General features: G+C 41.1%; 16 protein-coding genes. 5 read left to right on the forward strand and 11 right to left on the reverse strand.

Annotated features, from left to right (window positions below):
* Nucleotides 1-8 precede the first annotated feature (8 nt).
* The 4 genes from BC659_RS02565 to BC659_RS02580 all read right to left on the reverse strand — a co-directional run bounded on the left by BC659_RS02565 (nucleotide 9) and on the right by BC659_RS02580 (nucleotide 4,491).
* Entirely contained in the window at nucleotides 9-1,250 is a 1,242-nt protein-coding gene (locus BC659_RS02565; protein WP_162847333.1) for a carboxypeptidase-like regulatory domain-containing protein, read from the reverse strand.
* A gap of 82 nt (nucleotides 1,251-1,332) precedes the next feature.
* Nucleotides 1,333-2,652, reverse strand: a complete 1,320-nt coding sequence (locus BC659_RS02570) for an aspartate kinase (RefSeq protein WP_133473015.1) — start codon at nucleotides 2,650-2,652, stop codon at nucleotides 1,333-1,335.
* A 90-nt stretch (nucleotides 2,653-2,742) separates the two neighbouring features.
* Nucleotides 2,743-3,825, reverse strand: a complete 1,083-nt coding sequence (locus BC659_RS02575) for an Ldh family oxidoreductase (RefSeq protein ID WP_133473016.1) — start codon at nucleotides 3,823-3,825, stop codon at nucleotides 2,743-2,745.
* 213 nt (nucleotides 3,826-4,038) lie between these two features.
* Nucleotides 4,039-4,491 (reverse strand): single-stranded DNA-binding protein, encoded by a 453-nt coding sequence (locus BC659_RS02580; protein ID WP_133473017.1) that lies wholly within the window; start codon nucleotides 4,489-4,491, stop codon nucleotides 4,039-4,041.
* 145 nt (nucleotides 4,492-4,636) lie between these two features.
* Between BC659_RS02580 and BC659_RS02585 the strand changes: the two genes are divergently transcribed.
* Together BC659_RS02585 and mnmA are read left to right on the forward strand one after the other, a co-directional pair.
* On the forward strand, nucleotides 4,637-5,077 hold the full coding sequence (locus BC659_RS02585; RefSeq protein WP_133473018.1) for a pepsin/retropepsin-like aspartic protease family protein: 441 nt from the start codon (nucleotides 4,637-4,639) through the stop codon (nucleotides 5,075-5,077).
* 97 nt (nucleotides 5,078-5,174) lie between these two features.
* Nucleotides 5,175-6,284, forward strand: a complete 1,110-nt coding sequence (gene mnmA, locus BC659_RS02590) for a tRNA 2-thiouridine(34) synthase MnmA (protein ID WP_133473019.1) — start codon at nucleotides 5,175-5,177, stop codon at nucleotides 6,282-6,284.
* 3 nt (nucleotides 6,285-6,287) lie between these two features.
* On the opposite strand, the gene BC659_RS02595 is transcribed toward mnmA, so the two are convergent.
* The 3 genes from BC659_RS02595 to BC659_RS02605 all read right to left on the reverse strand — a co-directional run bounded on the left by BC659_RS02595 (nucleotide 6,288) and on the right by BC659_RS02605 (nucleotide 11,578).
* Nucleotides 6,288-7,466 carry an RsmB/NOP family class I SAM-dependent RNA methyltransferase gene (locus BC659_RS02595; protein ID WP_133473021.1) on the reverse strand — a complete coding sequence of 393 codons (1,179 nt, stop codon included), beginning with the start codon at nucleotides 7,464-7,466 and terminating at the stop codon, nucleotides 6,288-6,290.
* Between the two features lie 98 nt (nucleotides 7,467-7,564).
* Nucleotides 7,565-8,782, reverse strand: a complete 1,218-nt coding sequence (gene odhB / locus BC659_RS02600; RefSeq protein WP_133473022.1) for a 2-oxoglutarate dehydrogenase complex dihydrolipoyllysine-residue succinyltransferase — start codon at nucleotides 8,780-8,782, stop codon at nucleotides 7,565-7,567.
* 48 nt (nucleotides 8,783-8,830) lie between these two features.
* Nucleotides 8,831-11,578, reverse strand: a complete 2,748-nt coding sequence (locus tag BC659_RS02605; protein ID WP_133473024.1) for a 2-oxoglutarate dehydrogenase E1 component — start codon at nucleotides 11,576-11,578, stop codon at nucleotides 8,831-8,833.
* Nucleotides 11,579-11,858: 280 nt separating this feature from the next.
* Between BC659_RS02605 and rpsT the strand changes: the two genes are divergently transcribed.
* Nucleotides 11,859-12,113, forward strand: coding sequence for a 30S ribosomal protein S20 (rpsT, locus tag BC659_RS02610; RefSeq protein ID WP_133473026.1), 255 nt, complete (start codon nucleotides 11,859-11,861; stop codon nucleotides 12,111-12,113).
* 53 nt (nucleotides 12,114-12,166) lie between these two features.
* Here rpsT and BC659_RS02615 read toward each other — a convergent pair whose 3' ends face one another.
* Complete coding sequence (locus BC659_RS02615) at nucleotides 12,167-13,549, reverse strand: HAMP domain-containing sensor histidine kinase (protein ID WP_133473028.1); 1,383 nt, start codon at nucleotides 13,547-13,549, stop codon at nucleotides 12,167-12,169.
* A gap of 12 nt (nucleotides 13,550-13,561) precedes the next feature.
* The gene (locus tag BC659_RS02620) at nucleotides 13,562-14,242 is read right to left on the reverse strand and encodes a response regulator transcription factor (RefSeq protein WP_133473030.1); all 681 of its coding nucleotides are present in this window, start codon (nucleotides 14,240-14,242) and stop codon (nucleotides 13,562-13,564) included.
* Nucleotides 14,243-14,272: 30 nt separating this feature from the next.
* Between BC659_RS02620 and BC659_RS02625 the strand changes: the two genes are divergently transcribed.
* Nucleotides 14,273-15,997 (forward strand): M14 family metallopeptidase, encoded by a 1,725-nt coding sequence (locus tag BC659_RS02625; protein ID WP_133473032.1) that lies wholly within the window; start codon nucleotides 14,273-14,275, stop codon nucleotides 15,995-15,997.
* Nucleotides 15,998-16,071: 74 nt separating this feature from the next.
* Here BC659_RS02625 and BC659_RS02630 read toward each other — a convergent pair whose 3' ends face one another.
* Nucleotides 16,072-17,265: an MFS transporter gene (locus BC659_RS02630; RefSeq protein ID WP_133473034.1), complete on the reverse strand. Its 1,194-nt coding sequence runs from the start codon at nucleotides 17,263-17,265 to the stop codon at nucleotides 16,072-16,074.
* A 90-nt stretch (nucleotides 17,266-17,355) separates the two neighbouring features.
* On the reverse strand, nucleotides 17,356-18,078 hold the full coding sequence (locus BC659_RS02635; protein WP_133473036.1) for a head GIN domain-containing protein: 723 nt from the start codon (nucleotides 18,076-18,078) through the stop codon (nucleotides 17,356-17,358).
* Nucleotides 18,079-18,197: 119 nt separating this feature from the next.
* On the opposite strand from BC659_RS02635, the gene guaA reads away from it, so the two are divergent.
* The gene (gene guaA, locus BC659_RS02640; RefSeq protein ID WP_133473038.1) at nucleotides 18,198-19,733 is read left to right on the forward strand and encodes a glutamine-hydrolyzing GMP synthase; all 1,536 of its coding nucleotides are present in this window, start codon (nucleotides 18,198-18,200) and stop codon (nucleotides 19,731-19,733) included.
* Nucleotides 19,734-19,736 lie beyond the last annotated feature (3 nt).

Below are 19,736 nucleotides of genomic sequence, written 5' to 3' on the forward strand. Positions count from 1 at the left end.
CTGACTAGTCACTTCTTCCTCGCTGGCGGTTTATAATCATAAGGTAACATGGTGGCCAGTTTTTCCCACCAGCCCCAGTAACCGGAAGAAATCAGGTCGATACCTTCATAATAACTTCCATTAGCTAATACTGCTATCGTTTTTTTTCTTGGAAGGAATATTTCAGACATTACTGTCATTTTCGGCTGAACCGATAAACGGTTGGCTTGTACATATTCATCCGGGACCTGTTTATACAGGTAAATAACCTGCAAATGATCTTCGAAAAATAATCCTGCCGTAAAACTATCAATTGCGAAAGCAATACTATCTCCCGGAAGAATTGTATTGATCAATACATTCATTTTTTCCGGTTGGCTCATCACTTTTCGATAGTACTGTGCACTGTCTGCATTACCATCGCCCAGTAAGCTATCATTTACCACAATCCGTCCTGACGCATTGGTATAGGCCCGTTTATTATAGAGGGCTCTTACACGTTTTTTCTCTTCTTCACTTATTTTAATCAGCTTTCTTACTTCAAAACCTTCTTCTACCAGTTTATTACGGAACAGCGATCGCATAAAATGCATGAGTGAACCATAATAGGCATCCGCCCTTTTTTCGTCCCACCTTCTTTCAATCCTTTTCCTACCCGTTTCCATCTCTTCAAACAAAGGATATCCCTGAAAATAAAAAATGCGTGTGCTATAATTGTATTCAAATGTTTTAAGATCATATTTCAAAATATATCCCAATGCCTTATTTTCAAGAATAACAGGCTCATCTGCAAAAGCCCTTAGCACATTTTCTTTTTTATTATACCGGAAACGAATGGTTTGCGGGTTGCGAAGTTTACAATCTTTTGCCAGTGCAGAAGTTCCGATAAAATTATCCAGGAAAAACTGACCGTATTTTTCCCAACCGTTTTTTTCATAGGGCTCTACAATGACTTCCTGAAGAATATTGATTCTGGGTTTCAGATTGACTTCTAATGTGAGTGGCAATTGTGCATATTGTATAGTTGCTACATAAGATTCATAACCTATGCAGGATACAACTACGTCGTATCTGCCAGGCGGGAAATGATCGAGTGTAAAAAAACCTTCAGCATTGGTTACTGTTCCGATGGAAGTATTACTTAAAAACACATTAGCCAAATGAATCGGCTGTTTTGTATCAGCCGCAAATACCCTTCCTTTCAGGGTATTTTGTGCATACACATTTTTCGTGACGCATAAAAACAGAAAAAAAATAAACCCTATTCTCATGATCAGTTTTAAAGCAACAAGTTCCATGAAAAAAGCCATCCGGCGAAACGGATGGCTTAAATATTAACCTCATTTAACATTGCTACAGGCCAAAAAGACCGCTGTTCAATAATTGTAAAGTTTTGGTCTTATACTCACTTGGCACCAACAATGAAATATTATGCGGGCTTCCTCCATAACTTACCATGGTTACGGGTACCTCCTGTATGGCATTGAAGAGTTTCTGCAAAACAAGTTCCGTTTGTGCTATCTCATTACCAACAATAGATACTATGGTTTGACCTTTTTCCACTTCAACATTACCAAAGGGTTCCAGTTCTTTAATAATGCCCGTCAAGGCCTCATCGGTATCTATTGTAACCGATACGGCCACTTCAGATGTGGTAATCATATCGATGGATGTACGGTACTTTTCGAATACTTCAAATACTTTTCTCAGAAAGCCATAAGCCAATAGCATGCGGCTGCTTTTAATTTTGATGGCGATAATACCATCTTTTGCAGCAACTGCTTTCACACCTACACTACCGGCTTCTTTTGTAATAACGGTTCCCGCTGCTTCCGGTTGCATGGTATTCAGCAACTTTACCGGAACATTCTCCTGTTGTGCCGGCCAGATACAGGTAGGGTGTAATATTTTTGCACCGAAATAAGCTAACTCTGCAGCTTCATCGAAACTAAGCTGTTCAATAGCTACCGTTTTATTTACAATGCGGGGGTCATTGTTATGCATACCGTCAATATCTGTCCAGATTTCACAGACAGAACCATTGATAGCTGCTGCTACCAGCGATGCAGTATAATCACTTCCTCCTCTTTTCAGGTTATCCACCTCTCCTCTTGCGTTTCTGCAGATATACCCCTGTGTAATAAATATTTTTTTATCGGTATGCTGCTGAAGAATCTGATTCAACCTGGTTTTAATAACCGCAAGTTGAGGTTCTTCATTTGCATCAATGGTCATAAATTCCAAAGCTGGTAACAACATATGATCAATGCCCTGTTCTTCCAGGTAGCAACAGAATAATTTGGTACTCATTAACTCACCCTGCGCAAGAATATCTTTATTCAATGCTTCACTGAAAGAAATACGAAGTATAATATTGAGGAACTCAAAATGCTCTGATACAACAGCATTGGCTTTTGTGCGTAACAACTCCGTTTTTACCAGATCCAGTACGAAATTTCGGTAATGAGCTTCCAACTGATCAATCTTTTGCTTGGCAGCCTCTCTGTTTCCATCCGATAAACTGTTGCTAATGTCGACCAGGGCATTGGTGGTTCCACTGAGTGCACTCAATACCACGATCTTGGCTTCGGCATCTTTTGTAATCAGCTGAGATACCTGATGCATACGTTCCGGCTTTCCCACGCTGGTGCCGCCGAACTTCATTACTTTCATAATTCCTCCTCCCGGTTTAGATAGTTGTTAAATGAGCAGCAAAGGTAAATGAAGGCATGTAAAATGAACCAGGATTTTAGAGAACAGTTGTTAGTTAAGTAAGCTGATGCCAAAACGTTTACCAACTTCTTCCAGGTCTTTCACTACAGGTGCTACAACCGGTATACCTTTTTCTGTCCTTTCAGCTTCGTATGCCCTTTCAGGATCCCCGGGTATCAGCACACGCTTATGTCCGGGTGCTGGAGTTGCATTCCTGAATCTGGTGATCCAGTTATCCATATGTTGTTTAAACTCTTCTGCCGGACGAAAAGCGTCTATACGCATGGCACCAAAGAAATGCCCAAGCCCCTTGCCCGGCATATTTTCCGGCATGGGCACATAGGCTGGAAAAGGTGGTGCCCATGGACCATAACTACCGCCACTTAATACCGCAGAGAAAATATCAACTACTGCGCCAAGTGCATATCCTTTGTGACTTCCATGTTCACGATCGCTTCCCAACGGAAGTAAAGCGCCCTGTTTTTTGAGAATATTGGCATCGGTCGAAGCATTACCCTCCTGATCCTGTACCCAGCCCAACGGGGCTTCTTCATTCTTTCGCTGAAGAATCTCGAGCTTACCATTGGCAGCTGTGGTAGTTGCCATATCAGCTACAAAAGCTGGTTGTTCACCTGCAGGTATGGCTACGGCAATGGGGTTGGTACCCAACATTCGCTCAATAGAAAAAGTAGGTGCTACCAGTGCACTGGCATTGGTCATCGATATTCCGATCATATCATGCTGCAGCGCCATCATTGCATGATAACCGGCAATTCCGAAGTGATTGGTATTTCGTACACTTACCCATCCGGTACCTACTGTTTTTGCTTTTTCAATGGCAACCTGCATGGCATAGGGAGCCACTACAAGGCCTAAACCAGTATCCCCATCTACTACTGCTGTTGAGGGTGTTTCATGTACAATTCTGATCTCAGGTTGCGCATTAATTCTTTGTACATCCCATAAACGCACATAGCCACTTAATCTTGCCACACCATGGCTATCTATACCCCTGAGATCTGCAGAAAGCAAAACAGTGGTTGCAGTAACAGCATCCGAATCAGAACAACCCATAGCCGTAAAAACAGCATGGGTAAACTTGTAAAGCGACTCATATGAAATAACCTGTTCCATACCTGCAAGGTACAAAACTGTTGTAAAGCAATTGAAGATACCTACTTAAGCATGGGTATCCATCTTTTAAACTGCACCAGCTATTTGCTATTGAATGACTGAATGCTAACCACTGCCGTAAGACATAAAAAAAGATCAGGCTGCAAAAGAGTTCACACCCTGTTCCACCTGATCTTTTTGTAAAGATTGCAGTATACAAGCTCACAGCATTATTTAAAACGGCAAATCATCCATAGGTTCTGTAAGTTCATTGGGAGAACTCACAGCTGGCTGGCTGTTATAAGCCGGCGATGGTGCTGATGATGCATTTCCATAACCACCCTGTGGCTGTGGAGCACCGCCTTCATTTCCTCTGGTACCCAATAACTGAATACTCAGTACCCGAAGCGTAAGGGTAGCGCCGTTACGGCCATCCTGTGTTGTATACGTTCTTACATCCGGATTTCCTTCTACATATACCTGTGTTCCCTTTTTCAGATAGGGAGCCACACCCGTTCGGTCTGTCCAGTAAGAACAATCTACCCAAACGGTACGGTCTTTTTGAACGCCCTGCGCATCTTTATATCGCTCTGTATGCGCTACTGTAAAATTGATGACATTTCTGCCATTCACATTATTCAGAACAGCATCTTTACCCAGGTTTCCAATCACCAGTAATTTTATCATAACAATCGGTTTCGGTAAATATCGGTAAAATGATATTACCTGCTTACCGTATTTCCCGCAAATTTTAAACGTTGTTTAATCCCTAGTTGATTTTGGTTTAACAACAATTCTGTTTTTGAATAACTGCTTTTAAATTGTTATAGATATGCAGGGAATACAATTTACCATACCAACTTTACAAGATCACGGACCCATTATTGAAGCCGAGATTCATACCGATGAAGAAACTTTTTTAAATGTAAAAAACTTCAATGGCTTCCATACTTATATTACCACTCGCCTATTAATTGATACAGGTTCTAATATTTCAGGTCTCGATAAAACCATCATTCAAAGACTTCAGCTTACCCAATACCGGGACGATGCCACTATTGATGGTGCTGGCGGAAGGTATGAACTGAAATTGTTCAGGGGTATTCTTTACCTGCCCATTTTCCGGGAAAAAGCACTACCCATTGATCTCGTGGAAGGCGATTACAGCAATGCTCCTTATGATGGAATAATTGGCCGTGATGTACTCAGGTATTGCAGTTTTGTATATGATGGCTGGAGTCATTCCTTCAAATTAATGGCGGTTGACGTCTGATTTTTCGCTTTTCGAAAGCCCTCCCTACAGAGCCACACCTTTTCAGGATACCAGATCAACGGGTAATCCGTATTTTTGCAGACTAATATTTTCAATCATGAGCCGTAAAGGAAAAGTGCTGGTGGCAATGAGTGGCGGTATAGACAGTACCGTTACGGCACTCATGTTACACCATGAAGGGTATGAAGTGGTGGGAATTACCATGAAAACATGGGATTATGCCAGCAGCGGAACCAGCTCCAAAGAAACCGGATGTTGCAATATCGATTCATTCAACGATGCAAGGCAGGCTGCGGTTCATCATGGCTTTCCGCATTTTATTCTGGATATCAGAGATGAATTTGGTGATTTTGTCATTGAAAATTTTGTTGAAGAATATCTTGCAGGACGCACACCCAACCCCTGTGTAATGTGTAATACACATATTAAATGGCGTGCACTCCTCAAAAGAGCCAATGCGCTTAATTGCGATTTTATCGCAACCGGACATTACGCTGAAGTAAGGCAACACGATAACGGACGTTACGTAATCAGTAAAGGATTAGATGAAACCAAAGACCAGAGTTATGTCCTATGGGGACTTGATCAGGAACTGTTGAGCCGGACCATGATGCCATTGGGGAAATATCATAAAAAAGATATTCGTCAGATGGCCATGGATATGGGTTACCCTGAACTGGCCAAAAAAAGTGAGAGCTACGAAATCTGCTTTGTACCTGATAACGATTACCGTGGCTTCCTGAAAAGAAATGTAGAAGGCCTGGAAGAAAAGGTAAATGGTGGGTGGTTTGTTGATAAAACCGGTAACAAACTGGGGCAGCACAAAGGCTATCCTTTTTATACCATCGGACAAAGAAAAGGCCTTGATATTGCATTGGGCAAACCCGCTTATGTAACGGCAATTGATCCGGATACCAATACCGTTGTTCTTGGCGACGAATCAGACCTTGAACAGAATGATATGATGGTTGGAAAAATCAACTGGATTAAATATGATGGCATTAGTGACGGAATGGAAGCTATAACACGCATCCGTTATAAGGATCGTGGTGCCTTATCGCATTTATATACCAGTGAAAATGGTATTCGCGCCCATTTCTATGAGAATGTTAAAAGTATTGCACCTGGGCAAAGCGCAGTTTTTTATGAAGGGAACGATGTAATCGGCGGGGGAATTATTCAGCGTGGTGCTTTGATACCTATGTAATCACTATACTTTTACCTGTAAAAGTGCCGCAAACATGGTATCGGATTTTTGATGATATCCTTTCAGTAACTCCTGTTTCACTAATACGAGCGACTCATTTTCTGCTAACAGTAATGATACAATTTCTTCATTCTCTCTTCTGAAAAGCGAACAGGTGATATACAGTAAATAACCACCAGGTTTGATAGCTTTAATGATATTCTGGCTGATCTTTTTTTGTAGTGCTGTAAAAAGTGTGATTTTATCTGTACCAAAGAAATATAGTTGCTCGGGGGTTCTTGACCATGTACCACTACCCGTACAAGGAGCATCGCAAATAACCAGGTCATATGCATGTTCAGTGGTTTTAAAGGTAGATGTCGACAAATCTGCCTGAAAAGCTTGGTAATGACTGATTTTTGCTCGTTCAAATCTGGCCTGAAGATTATGCAGAATAGTATTGCGTGCGTCTGAAACCGTAAGTTCAATATTCCCCAATACATCTTTTGCCAATATCGACTTACCACCGCTCGCCGCACAGCAATCCCAGACTTTAACAGGAGATGTATTTATATCCGTTGGAAAAAAATGCTGTACCTGTTGTGAATTCAAATCCTGTATAACGGCTTCTTCATCAATCTGAAGAATGCTGTCGAGCTTTGTTCCATTGGCAAGCGCCAGACCTGATTTTCCTACTATTGTAAATGAAATATCTGAAGACTTTAGTTTTTGCTTTACCAGTTCTTCTTTACCAGGTCTTAACCTTATGAATAAATCGGGCTGGGTAAACTGAGCATAACATAAATCAGCATAATCAATCCCTGCACTGATTTCTTCTTTCCAGGGATAAATGTGCTGGATACTGAATACCGGGTATAATTGTTCTACATAAGCAACCCTCTCTACTAAATCCTGGCTCCAGTTTTTAATCCAATCCGGTTTATATAAACCATTCCAATAACCAGGCTCTTTCTCAGCAAAGAATAAGGCTATACGAAGTCGTTCTTTTATCGTTAATTCCTTTAATGCATGTCCAAGCCTATAATAACTATAACATAGGTGCGATATATATTTCCTGTCTTTTGCCCCATGCTTTTTTTCAGCTGCAAAATACTGTTTGAGATAATACACAAGCGGTGAAGTACCATTATATCCCTGAATAAGGGCAATAGCCGTATTAAAATATGACTGAAATCGCATCATGGTTTAGGTACGTCACTTTCACTATGCATACTGTTGATTTGTTCAACAGTTACATAGTAGTCCTATCAAGTTACAGTAATTTCTTTACAATCAAAGCATTAGACTTCCAGTAAAGTCTTCACTGGATCTTTACCAAAAAGAAGAAGTTCCGGATTTTCCAATAATTCTTTAACTCGTACAAGGAAGCTTACACTTTCTCTTCCGTCAATGATGCGGTGATCATAGCTGAGTGCCAGATACATCATGGGACGGATAACCACCTGACCATTAATTGCCATGGGTCTTTCCTGTATTTTATGCATTCCAAGAATGGCACTTTGAGGTATGTTAATGATAGGTGTACTCATTAAACTTCCAAATACACCTCCATTGGTGATCGTAAAAGTTCCACCCTGTAAATCTTCTGCTGTTAATTTACTGTCCCTCGCTTTTCCGGCCAGTTCAACAACTTTTTTCTCCACATCAGCCATACTTAGGCTTTCTACATTTCTCATTACAGGAACCGTAAGCCCCCTGGGCGTGCTTACTGCAATACTGATATCAGCATAGTCGTGATAGATTAACTGATCGCCATCAATATAAGCATTTACAGATGGCCATTCGCCCAATGCAATGGCGCAGGCTTTGGCAAAAAAGCTCATAAAGCCTAGGTTCACACCATGTATTTCCTTGAATTTATCTTTGTATTGCTTACGTACTTCCATAATACGGGTCATGTCAACCTCATTGAAAGTGGTTAACATAGCCGTTGTATTCTTCGCTTCAACCAGTCGCTTACTGATGGTTTTACGCAGGTTACTCATTTTCTCCTGACGTACATTTCTGCTGAACAGTTCACCACCTGCAGCCAGTGGTTTTTTACCGGGATTAGACAATGCCTCTAATACATCATGCTTAACAATTTTTCCGCCGGCTCCGGTCGCTTTAATGGAGCTGGGATCAACTTTTTTATCAGCAATAATTGCTGAAGCAACTGGTGTTGCTTTTACATCGTTCGGCACAGCTGTTACCGGCGCTTCATTCTTCACAACAGGTGCTGCAGCAGGGGCCTCTTTTGGAGCTGATTGTCCTTCGGGTTTGGCCGCTGTTTCATCAATTTTAGCCAGTACATCACCAATATTAAGGGTGTCTCCTTCTTTACCAACAGTGGTTAAAATACCCGCTTGCTCTGCATTCACTTCGAAAGTAGCTTTTTCACTTTCCAGTTCTGCAATCACTTCATCACGATCTACCCACTCGCCATCTTTTTTGGTCCATTTTAACAATGTCACTTCACTGATGGACTCTCCTACTGTTGGTACTTTTATCTCGATCATCGGAATTACCTGTTTATAATTATAAATTCAAATCTTTTATGTCAATAATTAAATACCAAATGCGGTGCTGATGATTTCAGCCTGTTCTGCTGCATGCACTTTTGCATATCCGGTAGCAGTGGCAGCACTTGCATTTCTGCTGATCACACCAAAATTGATATTCTTCAGGTTCATCTGCAGGAAGGAAGCTGCTCCCATATTCAAAGGTTCTTCCTGTACCCAGAACCAGGTTGCTTTATTATACTTTCTATGCAATGCTTCCAGTTGCTTATGTGGTAAGGGATACAATTGCTCAAGCCTCACAATGGCAATATCCTGTCTGTTTTCTTTTAACTGCTGGTCGGCCATTTCGAAATATATTTTACCACTGCAAAGCAATACCTTTTTCACCTGGGCAGCGTCCTGTACAAAGCCATCATCAATCACTTCCTTGAAACCACCATTTGTAAAGTCTTGAACAGTACTATATGTACCCGGATTCCTCAGATTGGCTTTAGGAGAAAAATTAATCATAGGTTTACGGAAGTTCCATGCTAATTGGCGCCTCAATGCATGAAACAGATTGGCTGCTGTAGTAATATTGGTAACCACCATATTCAGTTCGGCACACATTTGCAGAAAGCGTTCCAGCCTTGCACTGCTATGCTCCGGCCCTTGTCCCTCATAACCATGTGGCAAAAGCATTACCACACCATTCTGTCTCTGCCATTTCTGCTCTCCAGCGGCAATAAACTGATCAATCATGGTTTGGGCTCCGTTACAGAAATCGCCGAATTGAGCTTCCCATATTACTAGTGCATTAGGATTAGCCATGGCGTATCCATATTCAAAGCCAAGTACCCCATATTCGCTCAGTAAGGAGTTGTAAATCCGGAATTTTTCCTGGTTATCCTGGAAATAGTTCAGTCGGTTGTATTCCTCATTGCTTTGTTCATCGCGTAATACGGCATGTCGGTGGCTAAACGTGCCACGCTTCACATCCTGGCCACTCATACGAACTACATTACCCTCCACCAGAATAGAACCATAGGCCAATAGTTCAGCAGTAGCCCAGTCGATTTTCTGTTCAGCTTCCAGCAGTTTGATTTTATCCTGTAAAAGTTTTTCAACTTTCTTCAATGGTTTGAAATCAGCAGGCCAGTTCATTAATTTATCAAACAGGCGTTTTACCTCTGCTTCAGCTATAGCTGTAACAGGCGACTGGTCAAAACTCTCTTCGGTAGCCTTACCTAAACTTTTCCATACAAGCTCTGGTTGTTGATATTTATAGGGCAATGGATTTTGTTTTACTTCATCCAGGCGCTCTTGTAAATCGGCCCAGAATTTCTTCTCCATTTCCTTGGCCAGTTGTTGTGCATCTGATTCGCCGTTCTGTATCAGAAATTGCGTATAAATTTCACGCGGATTCTGATGCTTATCGATCAGTGCATACAATTGTGGTTGCGTGTATTTAGGATCATCGCCTTCATTGTGTCCATGTTTGCGGTAGCATACCATGTCAATAAAAATATCGGAATTGAATTCCTGACGGTAGCGGGTAGCAATCTCAGCACATTTTACCACGGCTTCTGCATCGTCGCCATTTACATGTAAAACGGGTGCCTGCACCATGGCTGCAATAGATGTACAATAGTCGGCACTTCTTGCATCATCAAAATCAGTAGTAAATCCAATCTGGTTATTGATTACAAAATGAATGGTTCCACCTGTATAATATCCACGTAGGTTACTCATCTGCAAAACTTCATAAACAATACCCTGACCGGCTACTGAAGCATCTCCATGAATAAGGATCGGTAAAATTTTGTCGTAATCACTATTGTATAAAACATCTGCCTTAGCCCTTGCGAAACCTACTACTACCGGATCAACTGCTTCCAGGTGTGAAGGATTAGGCATGAGCTTCAGATGGATGGTTTTATTATCTGGTGTCTGGATCTCACTGCCATAACCCATATGGTATTTTACATCACCGCTCCCCATGGTCTGATCCATCACTGCTGTACCTTCAAATTCACTGAAAATCTGCTCATAGGTTTTACCCATCACATTTGCAAGTACGTTCAGTCTACCCCTGTGGGCCATGCCGATAACCACCTCCTGTACTTCATTATTGGCAGCCGTATTAATGATGGTATCCAGTGCGGCAATGGTAGTTTCGCCACCTTCCAATGAAAAGCGTTTCTGCCCGATATATTTGGTATGAAGAAATTTTTCAAACATCACACCCTGGTTTAATTTCTCCAGAATGCGTTTCTTCTTATCCAATGATAAGGGTTGTGTAAACTGGCGTTCCATTTCATTGGTTAGCCAGTCTATTTTTTTCTGATCACTGATATATTTAAACTCAATACCCACATTAGAAGCATAACAACGCTCCAGGTGTGTAAGAATATTTTTTAACGTGGTAGCACCCAGACCAATAAGGTTACCGGCCTGATAAGTGGTATTCATGTCGGCTTCCGACAATCCGAAAAAAGACAACCCAAGATTGGCGCCTCTGTCTTTTCTGGGACGGATCGGGTTTGTTTTTGCCAGTAAATGGCCTTTGTTCCTGTAACCAAGGATCAATCTGTATACCTTGATCTCTTTCATCCAGTCAATACCATCCGTTGCGGGTAAAGCTTGTCCGTTTGAACCTGAAGCTGTACCAGATCCATTGGCGATCGCAAAATCGAAGCCCTCAAAAAACTTCTTCATATCGGGATCAATGGCTTCCGGGTTCTGAACAAATTCCTGATAAAGACTCTCAATATAAGCTGGATGCGAGTTTGTGATATACGAAAAATCCTTCATGAGTAGATAGTATTCGACTTATTTTAATAACAGGTTGGCAAATATCGGTCATTGAAGGCAGAAAAAATGCCTAATTTTTAACCAATTTGAAAGGAAATAGTCCGGAAGACGGAAAGTCCGGACGGCGGGATGATTTTTGGAAAAAGCCTGTTATTATGAACTGAAAACACATGAAATAGCTCCCGGATTTACGGACTTTCAGACTTTCCGACTTTTTTTAAATAAAATTTCCATGTTTGGGTTCCAGTCCTTACCTTTGCCGTCCTGAAAAAAACAGAACATGGCAAATCATTCAGCTACTAAGAAAGATGTGAGACAAGCTGCTAAGCGTCGCGATCGTAACCGTTATTATGGTAAAACAACCCGTAACGCCATTCGTGAACTGAAAGCCGGTACAGATGCCAAGGCTTATACAGAGCAGTTGCCTGACGTAGTTTCTATGATCGACAAGTTAGCTAAGCGTGGTGTAATCCATAAAAACAAAGCTGCTAACCTGAAGAGCAAACTGGCTAAGAAAGCAAACACAACCGCTTAATCCTCAAGGGATTTTTAGCATATAATGTTAACCAGCCCAATGGGCTGGTTTTTTTATGTATCCAAGGATGTTATCGTTACCGCCTTGGGTAAAACCACTGTAAACCGGTTAACCTGACCTGGCATTGGCTTATAACGCAACTCGCCCCGATGCATATTCAGAATCCGCTGAACGATGGTGAGTCCCAGACCCGCACCGGTTGTTTTTTTCCTTCTTGCATATTCTCCCCTGAAAAAAGGCATCATGATTTTCTCCCGCTCAGTTTCATTCAAATGTTCGCCCCTGGTGTCCACATGAACCAATATTTTATCAGCTGTAATTTCCAGCAATATTTCTACCTTTTTATTGAAAGAATAATAATACCCATTTCTGATCAGGTTACTGAACATCGACTTAAGAAGCGCTTCATTGCCCCTGATCGTTAGGTCATCATCAGAAGAAGGCGTATTCAGGAAGACCAGTGAAATACCCATATCCGGAAACATCTTCATGTTAATACTAATTTTGTCGTACAGAATTTCATCTACCCTGCAAATGGGCCATGACTGATCAAAGCCCTGTTGTTCAAATTGTGAAATGAGTAACAATGAATTGGTTAGTTCAATCATCCGTTCCTGATCCTGCTTCAACGATCCCAGCACAATACGATATTCTTCTTCTGATAAACGGTTGGTAAGTGCCGATTCAGTATGTGATAACATGGTTGCCAGCGGCGTTCGCAATTCATGAGAAGCATGATGTACAAAGCTTCTTTGAAACTCAAAAGTTCTTTCCAACCGCTCCAGCATTGAATTAAAGTTTTTTGCTACGAGATTAACTTCTGAGAAAGTTGCATTTTCAGGAATACGTTTTCGCAGGTCAACTTCTGAAGTGGTTTCCATTTGCTTACTCAATGCAATCAATGGCTGAGATACCTGATTACTGAATAAAAAAGATATGGAGGTGGTAATGATCAACGCAATACCAAACACAACCAATAAAATCAGCTTCAGATTTTTCAGGCGCATTAATCCGGCTTCATCAACACCGGATATGATTATCCGGATTTTTTCTTTCGCCAGGTATATACCCATAAACTGACGATCACCCTTTGTTTCTTTATATTCACTGACGTTCCTCTTTTGAAAAAGGGTATAAAAACCAGTAGTATCAGGTATTTGCGGAATAGAGAAAAGAATATGCGAATTAGAATCAATAAAAGTAATTTCTTTTCCTGTACTACTACTACGCACTTCCCTTACGAATTCAAGTGATTGATCCTGACCTGCAAGTTTTGATATCAGATTGTGCACCTGAATACCTTCTGAGCGCATCTGGTTATAAAAATCCTGTTGCCGATAATCAGCATATAGAAAATAGATACTGAGAAAGCAGATCAGCAAAATAATTGCTACAGCTGAGGCTAACTGCAGCGCAAATCGGAGTTTAAAACTCATCCCAGGTTTTATTTATTTGATATAATAACCAAATCCGGGTTTTGTATGAATCAGTTTATGTTCAAAAGGCTTATCAATCTTGTTACGCAAAAAGCTGATGTATACTTCAATCGTATTGGTTCCGGTATCAAAACTCAGATCCCATACTTTTTCGAGAATTTCCTGCTTTGAAATAACCCTGTCCCGGTTACGTGCCAGTAAAGTAAGCAATGTAAATTCCTTAGCTGTGAGGTTAATTTGCAGATCGCCCCTCACTACCGATTTATTTCTCATATCAATCGTAAGGTCTTCCACGATAATTTTTTCGTCGTCGGCGGGCTTATCGGTCCGCTTTAGTAATGCTTTTACCCTGGCAAATAATTCTTCAAAATGAAATGGTTTTACCAGATAATCATCGGCACCAAGATCAAAAGCTTCCACTTTATCCTGTATCTGACCAATGGCTGTCAGCATTACAATGGGTACGGTTTTATTGGCAGCCCTGAAGTCTTTACATAATTCAAGACCACTTTTATAAGGCAGGTTTACATCCAATAAAATAATTGAGTAGGTCTTCGCCTTAAAGAAACTTTCCGCTTCATTGCCGTCTACAGCCAGATCAACTACATAACCTTGCCGTTTTAACTCATCTCTGATAATCTGTCCGAGTTTAGCTTCATCCTCAACCAGTAATATACTATGCAGGTTTTCCATTACTTTGAATAAATTTTCAAATTGAAAGTAATGAAAAAAATACTGCTTCTCCTACAAGTATTCCTGTCAACGACATTATTTGCCCAGAAATGGCAGACTGTTTTTGAAAAAACATCCGGTAAAGAAACCGTTACTTATGAACAGTGTATCAGTTATTATAAAGAACTGGATGCGGCCTTTAACAGTATCAGGATCAGGGAATTTGGAATGACTGATGCCGGTTATCCCCTGCACCTGATTTTATTCAGTACCGACGGAAAACATGATCCTATTCAATGGCACAAGGATAATAAGGTGGTGATTATGATAAACAATGGCATACACCCGGGAGAGCCTGATGGAATTGATGCCAGTATGATGTTGTTACGCGACCTTGTTACCGGAAAAATAAAAGCCCCGGAAAACGTAGTGCTGGGAATTATTCCTATTTATAATATCGGGGGCAGTTTAAACAGAACCGCTTTTTCCCGTGTAAATCAGGAAGGGCCACTCAGTTATGGTTTCAGGGGTAATGCACAAAACCTTGACCTGAACAGAGATTTTATTAAAAGCGATAGCCGTGAGGCCAAAGAGTTTGCCCGGGTATTTCAGTTCCTGAATCCAGATATACTGGTAGATAATCATGTGAGTGATGGCGCAGACTATCAACACACTATGACGCTGCTCACTTCACAGCATAATAAACTTGGTTCTGTATTAGGTCAATACCTGCATGATGTATTTGAACCTTCTTTATACAAAGGAATGGAAGAAAAAAAATGGCCACTGGTTCCCTATGTAAGTTTTGAGGGCGGGAACCCTGAACGAAACTGGGTTGCGTTTTATGACCCTCCACGATACAGCAGTGGCTATGCAACCCTCTTTCAAACCATGGCTTTCATGCCTGAAACACATATGCTGAAGCCCTTTGAACAAAGAGTAAAAAGTACTTATTCGCTGATGCAGACTTTTCTGGAAGAAGCAACCAAACAGGCGGCAGCTATCAAGTCTACAAGAAAAAAAGCCATTGAAGCTGTCCGACAGCAGCAGGAATTTCCACTTACCTACAGAGTCGACACTTCCCGATTCGATATGATCCGTTTTCTCGGATACGAATCAGGGCAGAAAACAAGTGAGGTAACAGGCATGAAAAGAACCTATTACGACAGGTCAAAGCCATACACAAAAAATATAAAATACTTTAATTATTTCGTCGGAGAACAACTGGTCACAAAACCGAAAGCTTATATCATTCCACAAGGCTGGCATGAAGTAATTGAAAGATTAGCCCTTAACAGTGTAATCATGCAGCGTTTAAAAAACGATACAGTAATTGAAGTAGAAGTATCCAGACTAAGTGATTACCGTACAGCCACACGCGCTTTTGAAAAGCATTACCGCCAGTCCGGTATAAAAATGATTACCCAAATACAGAAAATTAAGTTTCTCAAAGGAGATTATATGATTTATACCGGACAGGCAGCAGACCGCTTTCTGATTGAAACCTTAGAGCCTGGTGCAGATGACAGTTATTTCTCATGGAATTTTTTTGACGCTATTCTCCAGCAAAAAGAAGGCTATAGCAATTATCGTTGGGAAGATGTGGCAGCTAAATATCTTACAGAACATCCTGAGGTAAGAGCAGAACTTGAAGCGAGGAAAAAAGCAGATGAAAAATTTGCTGCCAATGCAAATGCTCAACTCGATTTTGTTTACAGACAATCTCCCTACTACGAACCGGCACATATGAGGTATCCGGTTTTTAAACTTAGATAGTAAGCTAATGGCGGATAGTTCATGGTCTATAGAAAAACTTTGCTTTCTATAAGCCATGAACTATCAGCTATTTTCTACCCCGCTTTTTCATACTGCAATAACTTTCTGGCAATAAATACAGAGCATAATACAATGGCAATACTCAGGTAACCTACCCATGAATAATGTACAATGGTATGATCGGGTTTACTGATTACAATGGCACCGGCTATCAGGGATGCGATACCTGAGAAAAGCTGCTGAATAGATCCGTTGAAGCTCATAAAACTTCCGCGTTGCTCGGCAGGTACTACATTACTGATAATAGCCTGTGCCGGAATACCCCGGCCTGTGCTTAGTACAAACCAGATGCCTGTAACCATTAAAACATAATAGTATTTGATAGCAGGCATATTGGTAATAAGAAAAATAGGGATCAATGAAATAAGGGCAAAAACCATAAAAGTATTGTGCTTGCCATATTTATCGGCCAGTTTTCCGATCAGGGGTGAAGTAAAGAAAGTGGCCAGTCCTCCTACCATATAAATCATATTACGCTGTGTATCTGTAAATCCTACATTAAATTCCATATAAGGATTCAGAAACGGTATAATGAGAAAATGCCCCAGCATCAGCGCGCCGGACAAACCCAATGCTACCAGTTGTTTACGACTGCTGACTACATTTTTTAACATCGTAACAGGTTTGGTTCTTGCTCCATGAATATGTGCTGACATTGCAGGTAAATACCTGCTTAACAGTAAAATGATGATAACCCCCAATCCACCAATGGCTAGAAAGGGCGTATGCCAGCCAGTCCAACCTGCCAGGTATAAAGCAGCCGGCACACCCACAATAGATGCCAGTGAAAATGCGGAAAACAAAATACCCATTGCCTGTCCTCTTTTCTCATAAGGGAAACTATCCGCTACAATACTCAGTACCTGGGCACCAATCAATCCGCCAAATAATCCGGCCGTAATTCTGGCCGCCAGTAATAATAAATAGGTTGGGGCAATGCCGCAGCAAATGGTACCTATTACAAAGCCTGTATAACCAAACAATAATACTTTTTTACGATCGTAGCCGTCTACAAAAAAGGCAGCTGCAAACCCGGATACCGCCGCACTAATGCTATAAGAAGCTACAATCACACTAAATTGACCTGGGGTAATCTTAAAATATGGCATTAAAAAATTACCCAGGGGCATCATTACCATAAAGTCAAGGATGTGGGTAAAGTTTACACTGGCCATCAAAATCAATAAAATCCTTTCTTTCCAATTCATAATTCCACTTTATCTATCAAAATAACAGAGTAGTCAGATTAATTACTTTATATAAAAAAGGTAACCCTTGTGGATTACCTGACGATGCTTTTATTCTTCCAGGCGCTTAACTTCACCACTACCACTTATTTTTTGTGATACGGTAGCCGATCCCTTATAGTAAACAGACCCAACGCCCCGTATGGTAACATCAAGCCTGTTATCAGCAAAAAGTTTCACATCCCCGCTTCCGGCAATTTTTATGGATGCGTTTTCCGCTTTAAGACTTTCTGCATTACAATCGCCGACACCATTAATCTGAATTTTAGCATCCTTTGTTTCCCCGCTAAGTAACAGTGACCCACTGCCGCTGATTTCAGCTTCCAGTTCGGGAGTATTTAAATCCAGTTGCAGATCGCCTACACCTGATACACGCAGTTTCAGGTGATCTGCACCGGTAAATTTATTGGTACCCGTAATATTTCCTGAACCCGATAAAGTAAGCTGTTCCAGACGGTCGGTAGTAATATATATTTTGAGTCTTTCACTATTGATAAAACGAATATTACTCCTCATTTTAACTACCAGCACCCCCTCTTCCATTTCAGTGATGATATATGGCTGTAAATTATCGTCGGCCTCCACTTTTACAGCTGTACCACTGCCCTGTGTGAGTTCTACATCCATAAAACCTGCCAGCTTTATGCGGTGAGCTGTTAATCCTGTACGTGTTTCTACAGTAATATTTCCACTACCCGATACAGTTTCCCGATCAATAAAAACACAGGAACCTGCCATTAATAAAATGGCCAAAGCCACCAAAAAGCTTCTCATATGATTGTTTTAAGACCCCGAAAATATTGAAAACCCTACGCAATCCAACGCCATTCCTATGGATTTTATGACCACTGATACGACTTGAGTACCACCGAAAATTCATTTACCTTTGCGCCATGACAGAAAAGATCCTCATCCTCGACTTTGGCAGCCAGTATACCCAATTAATTGCCCGCGCTGTACGTGAAGCAAATGTTTATTGTGAGATTATTCCCTTTCATAAGGAATTCACCTATGAAAAGGGTCTGAAAGGTATCATATTGAGTGGATCGCCATTTAGTGTAAATGAGGAAAATGCTCCGAATGTTGATATCGCTGATATGATTCAGCATATACCAGTACTCGGTGTTTGCTACGGTGCCCAGTTAACAGCTAAAAATTTTGGTGGAAGGGTTGATAAATCCAATAAAAGAGAATATGGCAGAGCGCGTTTGGAAGTGCTGAAAGAGGATCAGCTCCTCAGCGGTATTTCGAAAGGATCACAGGTATGGATGAGTCATAGCGATTCCATAGTAACTCTTCCGGATGAATTTGAGATTACGGCCATTACAGAAAGTATTCCTGTGGCAGCTTTCAAAAAAATGACTACTGATACCTGCCCATTATATGGCATTCAGTTTCATCCGGAAGTATATCATTCAACCGAAGGCAAAAAGATTATCCATAATTTTCTGGTAAACATATGTGGTTGTAGCCAGGACTGGACACCCGCTTCTTTTGTTCATGAAACTGTTGAAGAACTGAAAAAACAGATTGGCAACCATCATGTTATCATGGCACTCAGCGGAGGTGTAGACAGTACGGTGGCCGCAACTTTAATCAGCAAAGCAATTGGCAACAGATTACACGGCATATTTGTTGATAATGGTGTATTGAGAAAAGATGAGTTTCAACAGGTATTGGATACCTATAAAACCATTGGTCTGAATGTAACCGGTATCGATGCGAAAGACTTGTTCTATGATGAATTCAAGGATAAAACAGATCCTGAAGCCAAACGAAAAGTAATCGGCCGTTTATTTATCGATGTATTTCAGGAAGAAGCTAAAAAAGTAGCTGGTGTAAAATTTCTCGGGCAGGGTACCATTTACCCGGATGTAATTGAAAGCGTTAGTGTACATGGTCCATCACAAACCATTAAATCGCACCATAATGTGGGTGGTTTACCCGACACCATGCATCTTGATCTGGTAGAACCTTTACGTTACCTTTTTAAAGATGAAGTAAGAAAAGTGGGGCTTGAAATGGGAATCCCGGCAGATATGATTAACCGCCACCCTTTCCCTGGCCCGGGTCTTGCCATCAGGATATTGGGAGAAGTAACAGCTGAAAAAGTGGCCCTACTTCAGGCTGCTGATGATATTTATATTAAAGCATTAAAATCGCATAACCTTTATAGTCAGGTGTGGCAGGCAGGCGCCATCCTGTTACCCGTAAAAAGTGTAGGCGTAATGGGTGACGAACGTACTTATGAATTCACGGTAGCATTAAGGGCCGTAACTTCTGTTGATGGCATGACTGCAGACTGGGCTCACCTGCCTTATGAGTTTCTTGCGCATGTGTCTAACGAGATTATTAATAATGTAAGAGGCATCAACAGGGTGGTTTATGATATCAGCAGTAAACCTCCTGCAACCATAGAGTGGGAATAATTA

The sequence above is a fragment of the Sediminibacterium goheungense genome (assembly GCF_004361915.1).
GTDB lineage: Bacteria > Bacteroidota > Bacteroidia > Chitinophagales > Chitinophagaceae > Sediminibacterium > Sediminibacterium goheungense.

Bases quoted from the DNA above. Each gene is read 5' to 3' on its own strand.
- rpsT (WP_133473026.1), top strand. From the start codon at position 11,859: ATGGCAAATCATTCAGCTACTAAGAAAGATGTGAGACAAGCTGCTAAG.
- BC659_RS02570 (WP_133473015.1), bottom strand. From the start codon at position 2,652: ATGAAAGTAATGAAGTTCGGCGGCACCAGCGTGGGAAAGCCGGAACGT.
- odhB (WP_133473022.1), bottom strand. From the start codon at position 8,782: ATGATCGAGATAAAAGTACCAACAGTAGGAGAGTCCATCAGTGAAGTG.
- BC659_RS02580 (WP_133473017.1), bottom strand. From the start codon at position 4,491: ATGATAAAATTACTGGTGATTGGAAACCTGGGTAAAGATGCTGTTCTG.
- BC659_RS02625 (WP_133473032.1), top strand. From the start codon at position 14,273: ATGAAAAAAATACTGCTTCTCCTACAAGTATTCCTGTCAACGACATTA.
- guaA (WP_133473038.1), top strand. From the start codon at position 18,198: ATGACAGAAAAGATCCTCATCCTCGACTTTGGCAGCCAGTATACCCAA.
- BC659_RS02595 (WP_133473021.1), bottom strand. From the start codon at position 7,466: ATGATGCGATTTCAGTCATATTTTAATACGGCTATTGCCCTTATTCAG.
- BC659_RS02620 (WP_133473030.1), bottom strand. From the start codon at position 14,242: ATGGAAAACCTGCATAGTATATTACTGGTTGAGGATGAAGCTAAACTC.
- BC659_RS02615 (WP_133473028.1), bottom strand. From the start codon at position 13,549: ATGAGTTTTAAACTCCGATTTGCGCTGCAGTTAGCCTCAGCTGTAGCA.
- BC659_RS02605 (WP_133473024.1), bottom strand. From the start codon at position 11,578: ATGAAGGATTTTTCGTATATCACAAACTCGCATCCAGCTTATATTGAG.
- BC659_RS02635 (WP_133473036.1), bottom strand. From the start codon at position 18,078: ATGAGAAGCTTTTTGGTGGCTTTGGCCATTTTATTAATGGCAGGTTCC.
- BC659_RS02565 (WP_162847333.1), bottom strand. From the start codon at position 1,250: ATGAGAATAGGGTTTATTTTTTTTCTGTTTTTATGCGTCACGAAAAAT.
- BC659_RS02575 (WP_133473016.1), bottom strand. From the start codon at position 3,825: ATGGAACAGGTTATTTCATATGAGTCGCTTTACAAGTTTACCCATGCT.
- BC659_RS02585 (WP_133473018.1), top strand. From the start codon at position 4,637: ATGCAGGGAATACAATTTACCATACCAACTTTACAAGATCACGGACCC.
- BC659_RS02630 (WP_133473034.1), bottom strand. From the start codon at position 17,265: ATGAATTGGAAAGAAAGGATTTTATTGATTTTGATGGCCAGTGTAAAC.
- mnmA (WP_133473019.1), top strand. From the start codon at position 5,175: ATGAGCCGTAAAGGAAAAGTGCTGGTGGCAATGAGTGGCGGTATAGAC.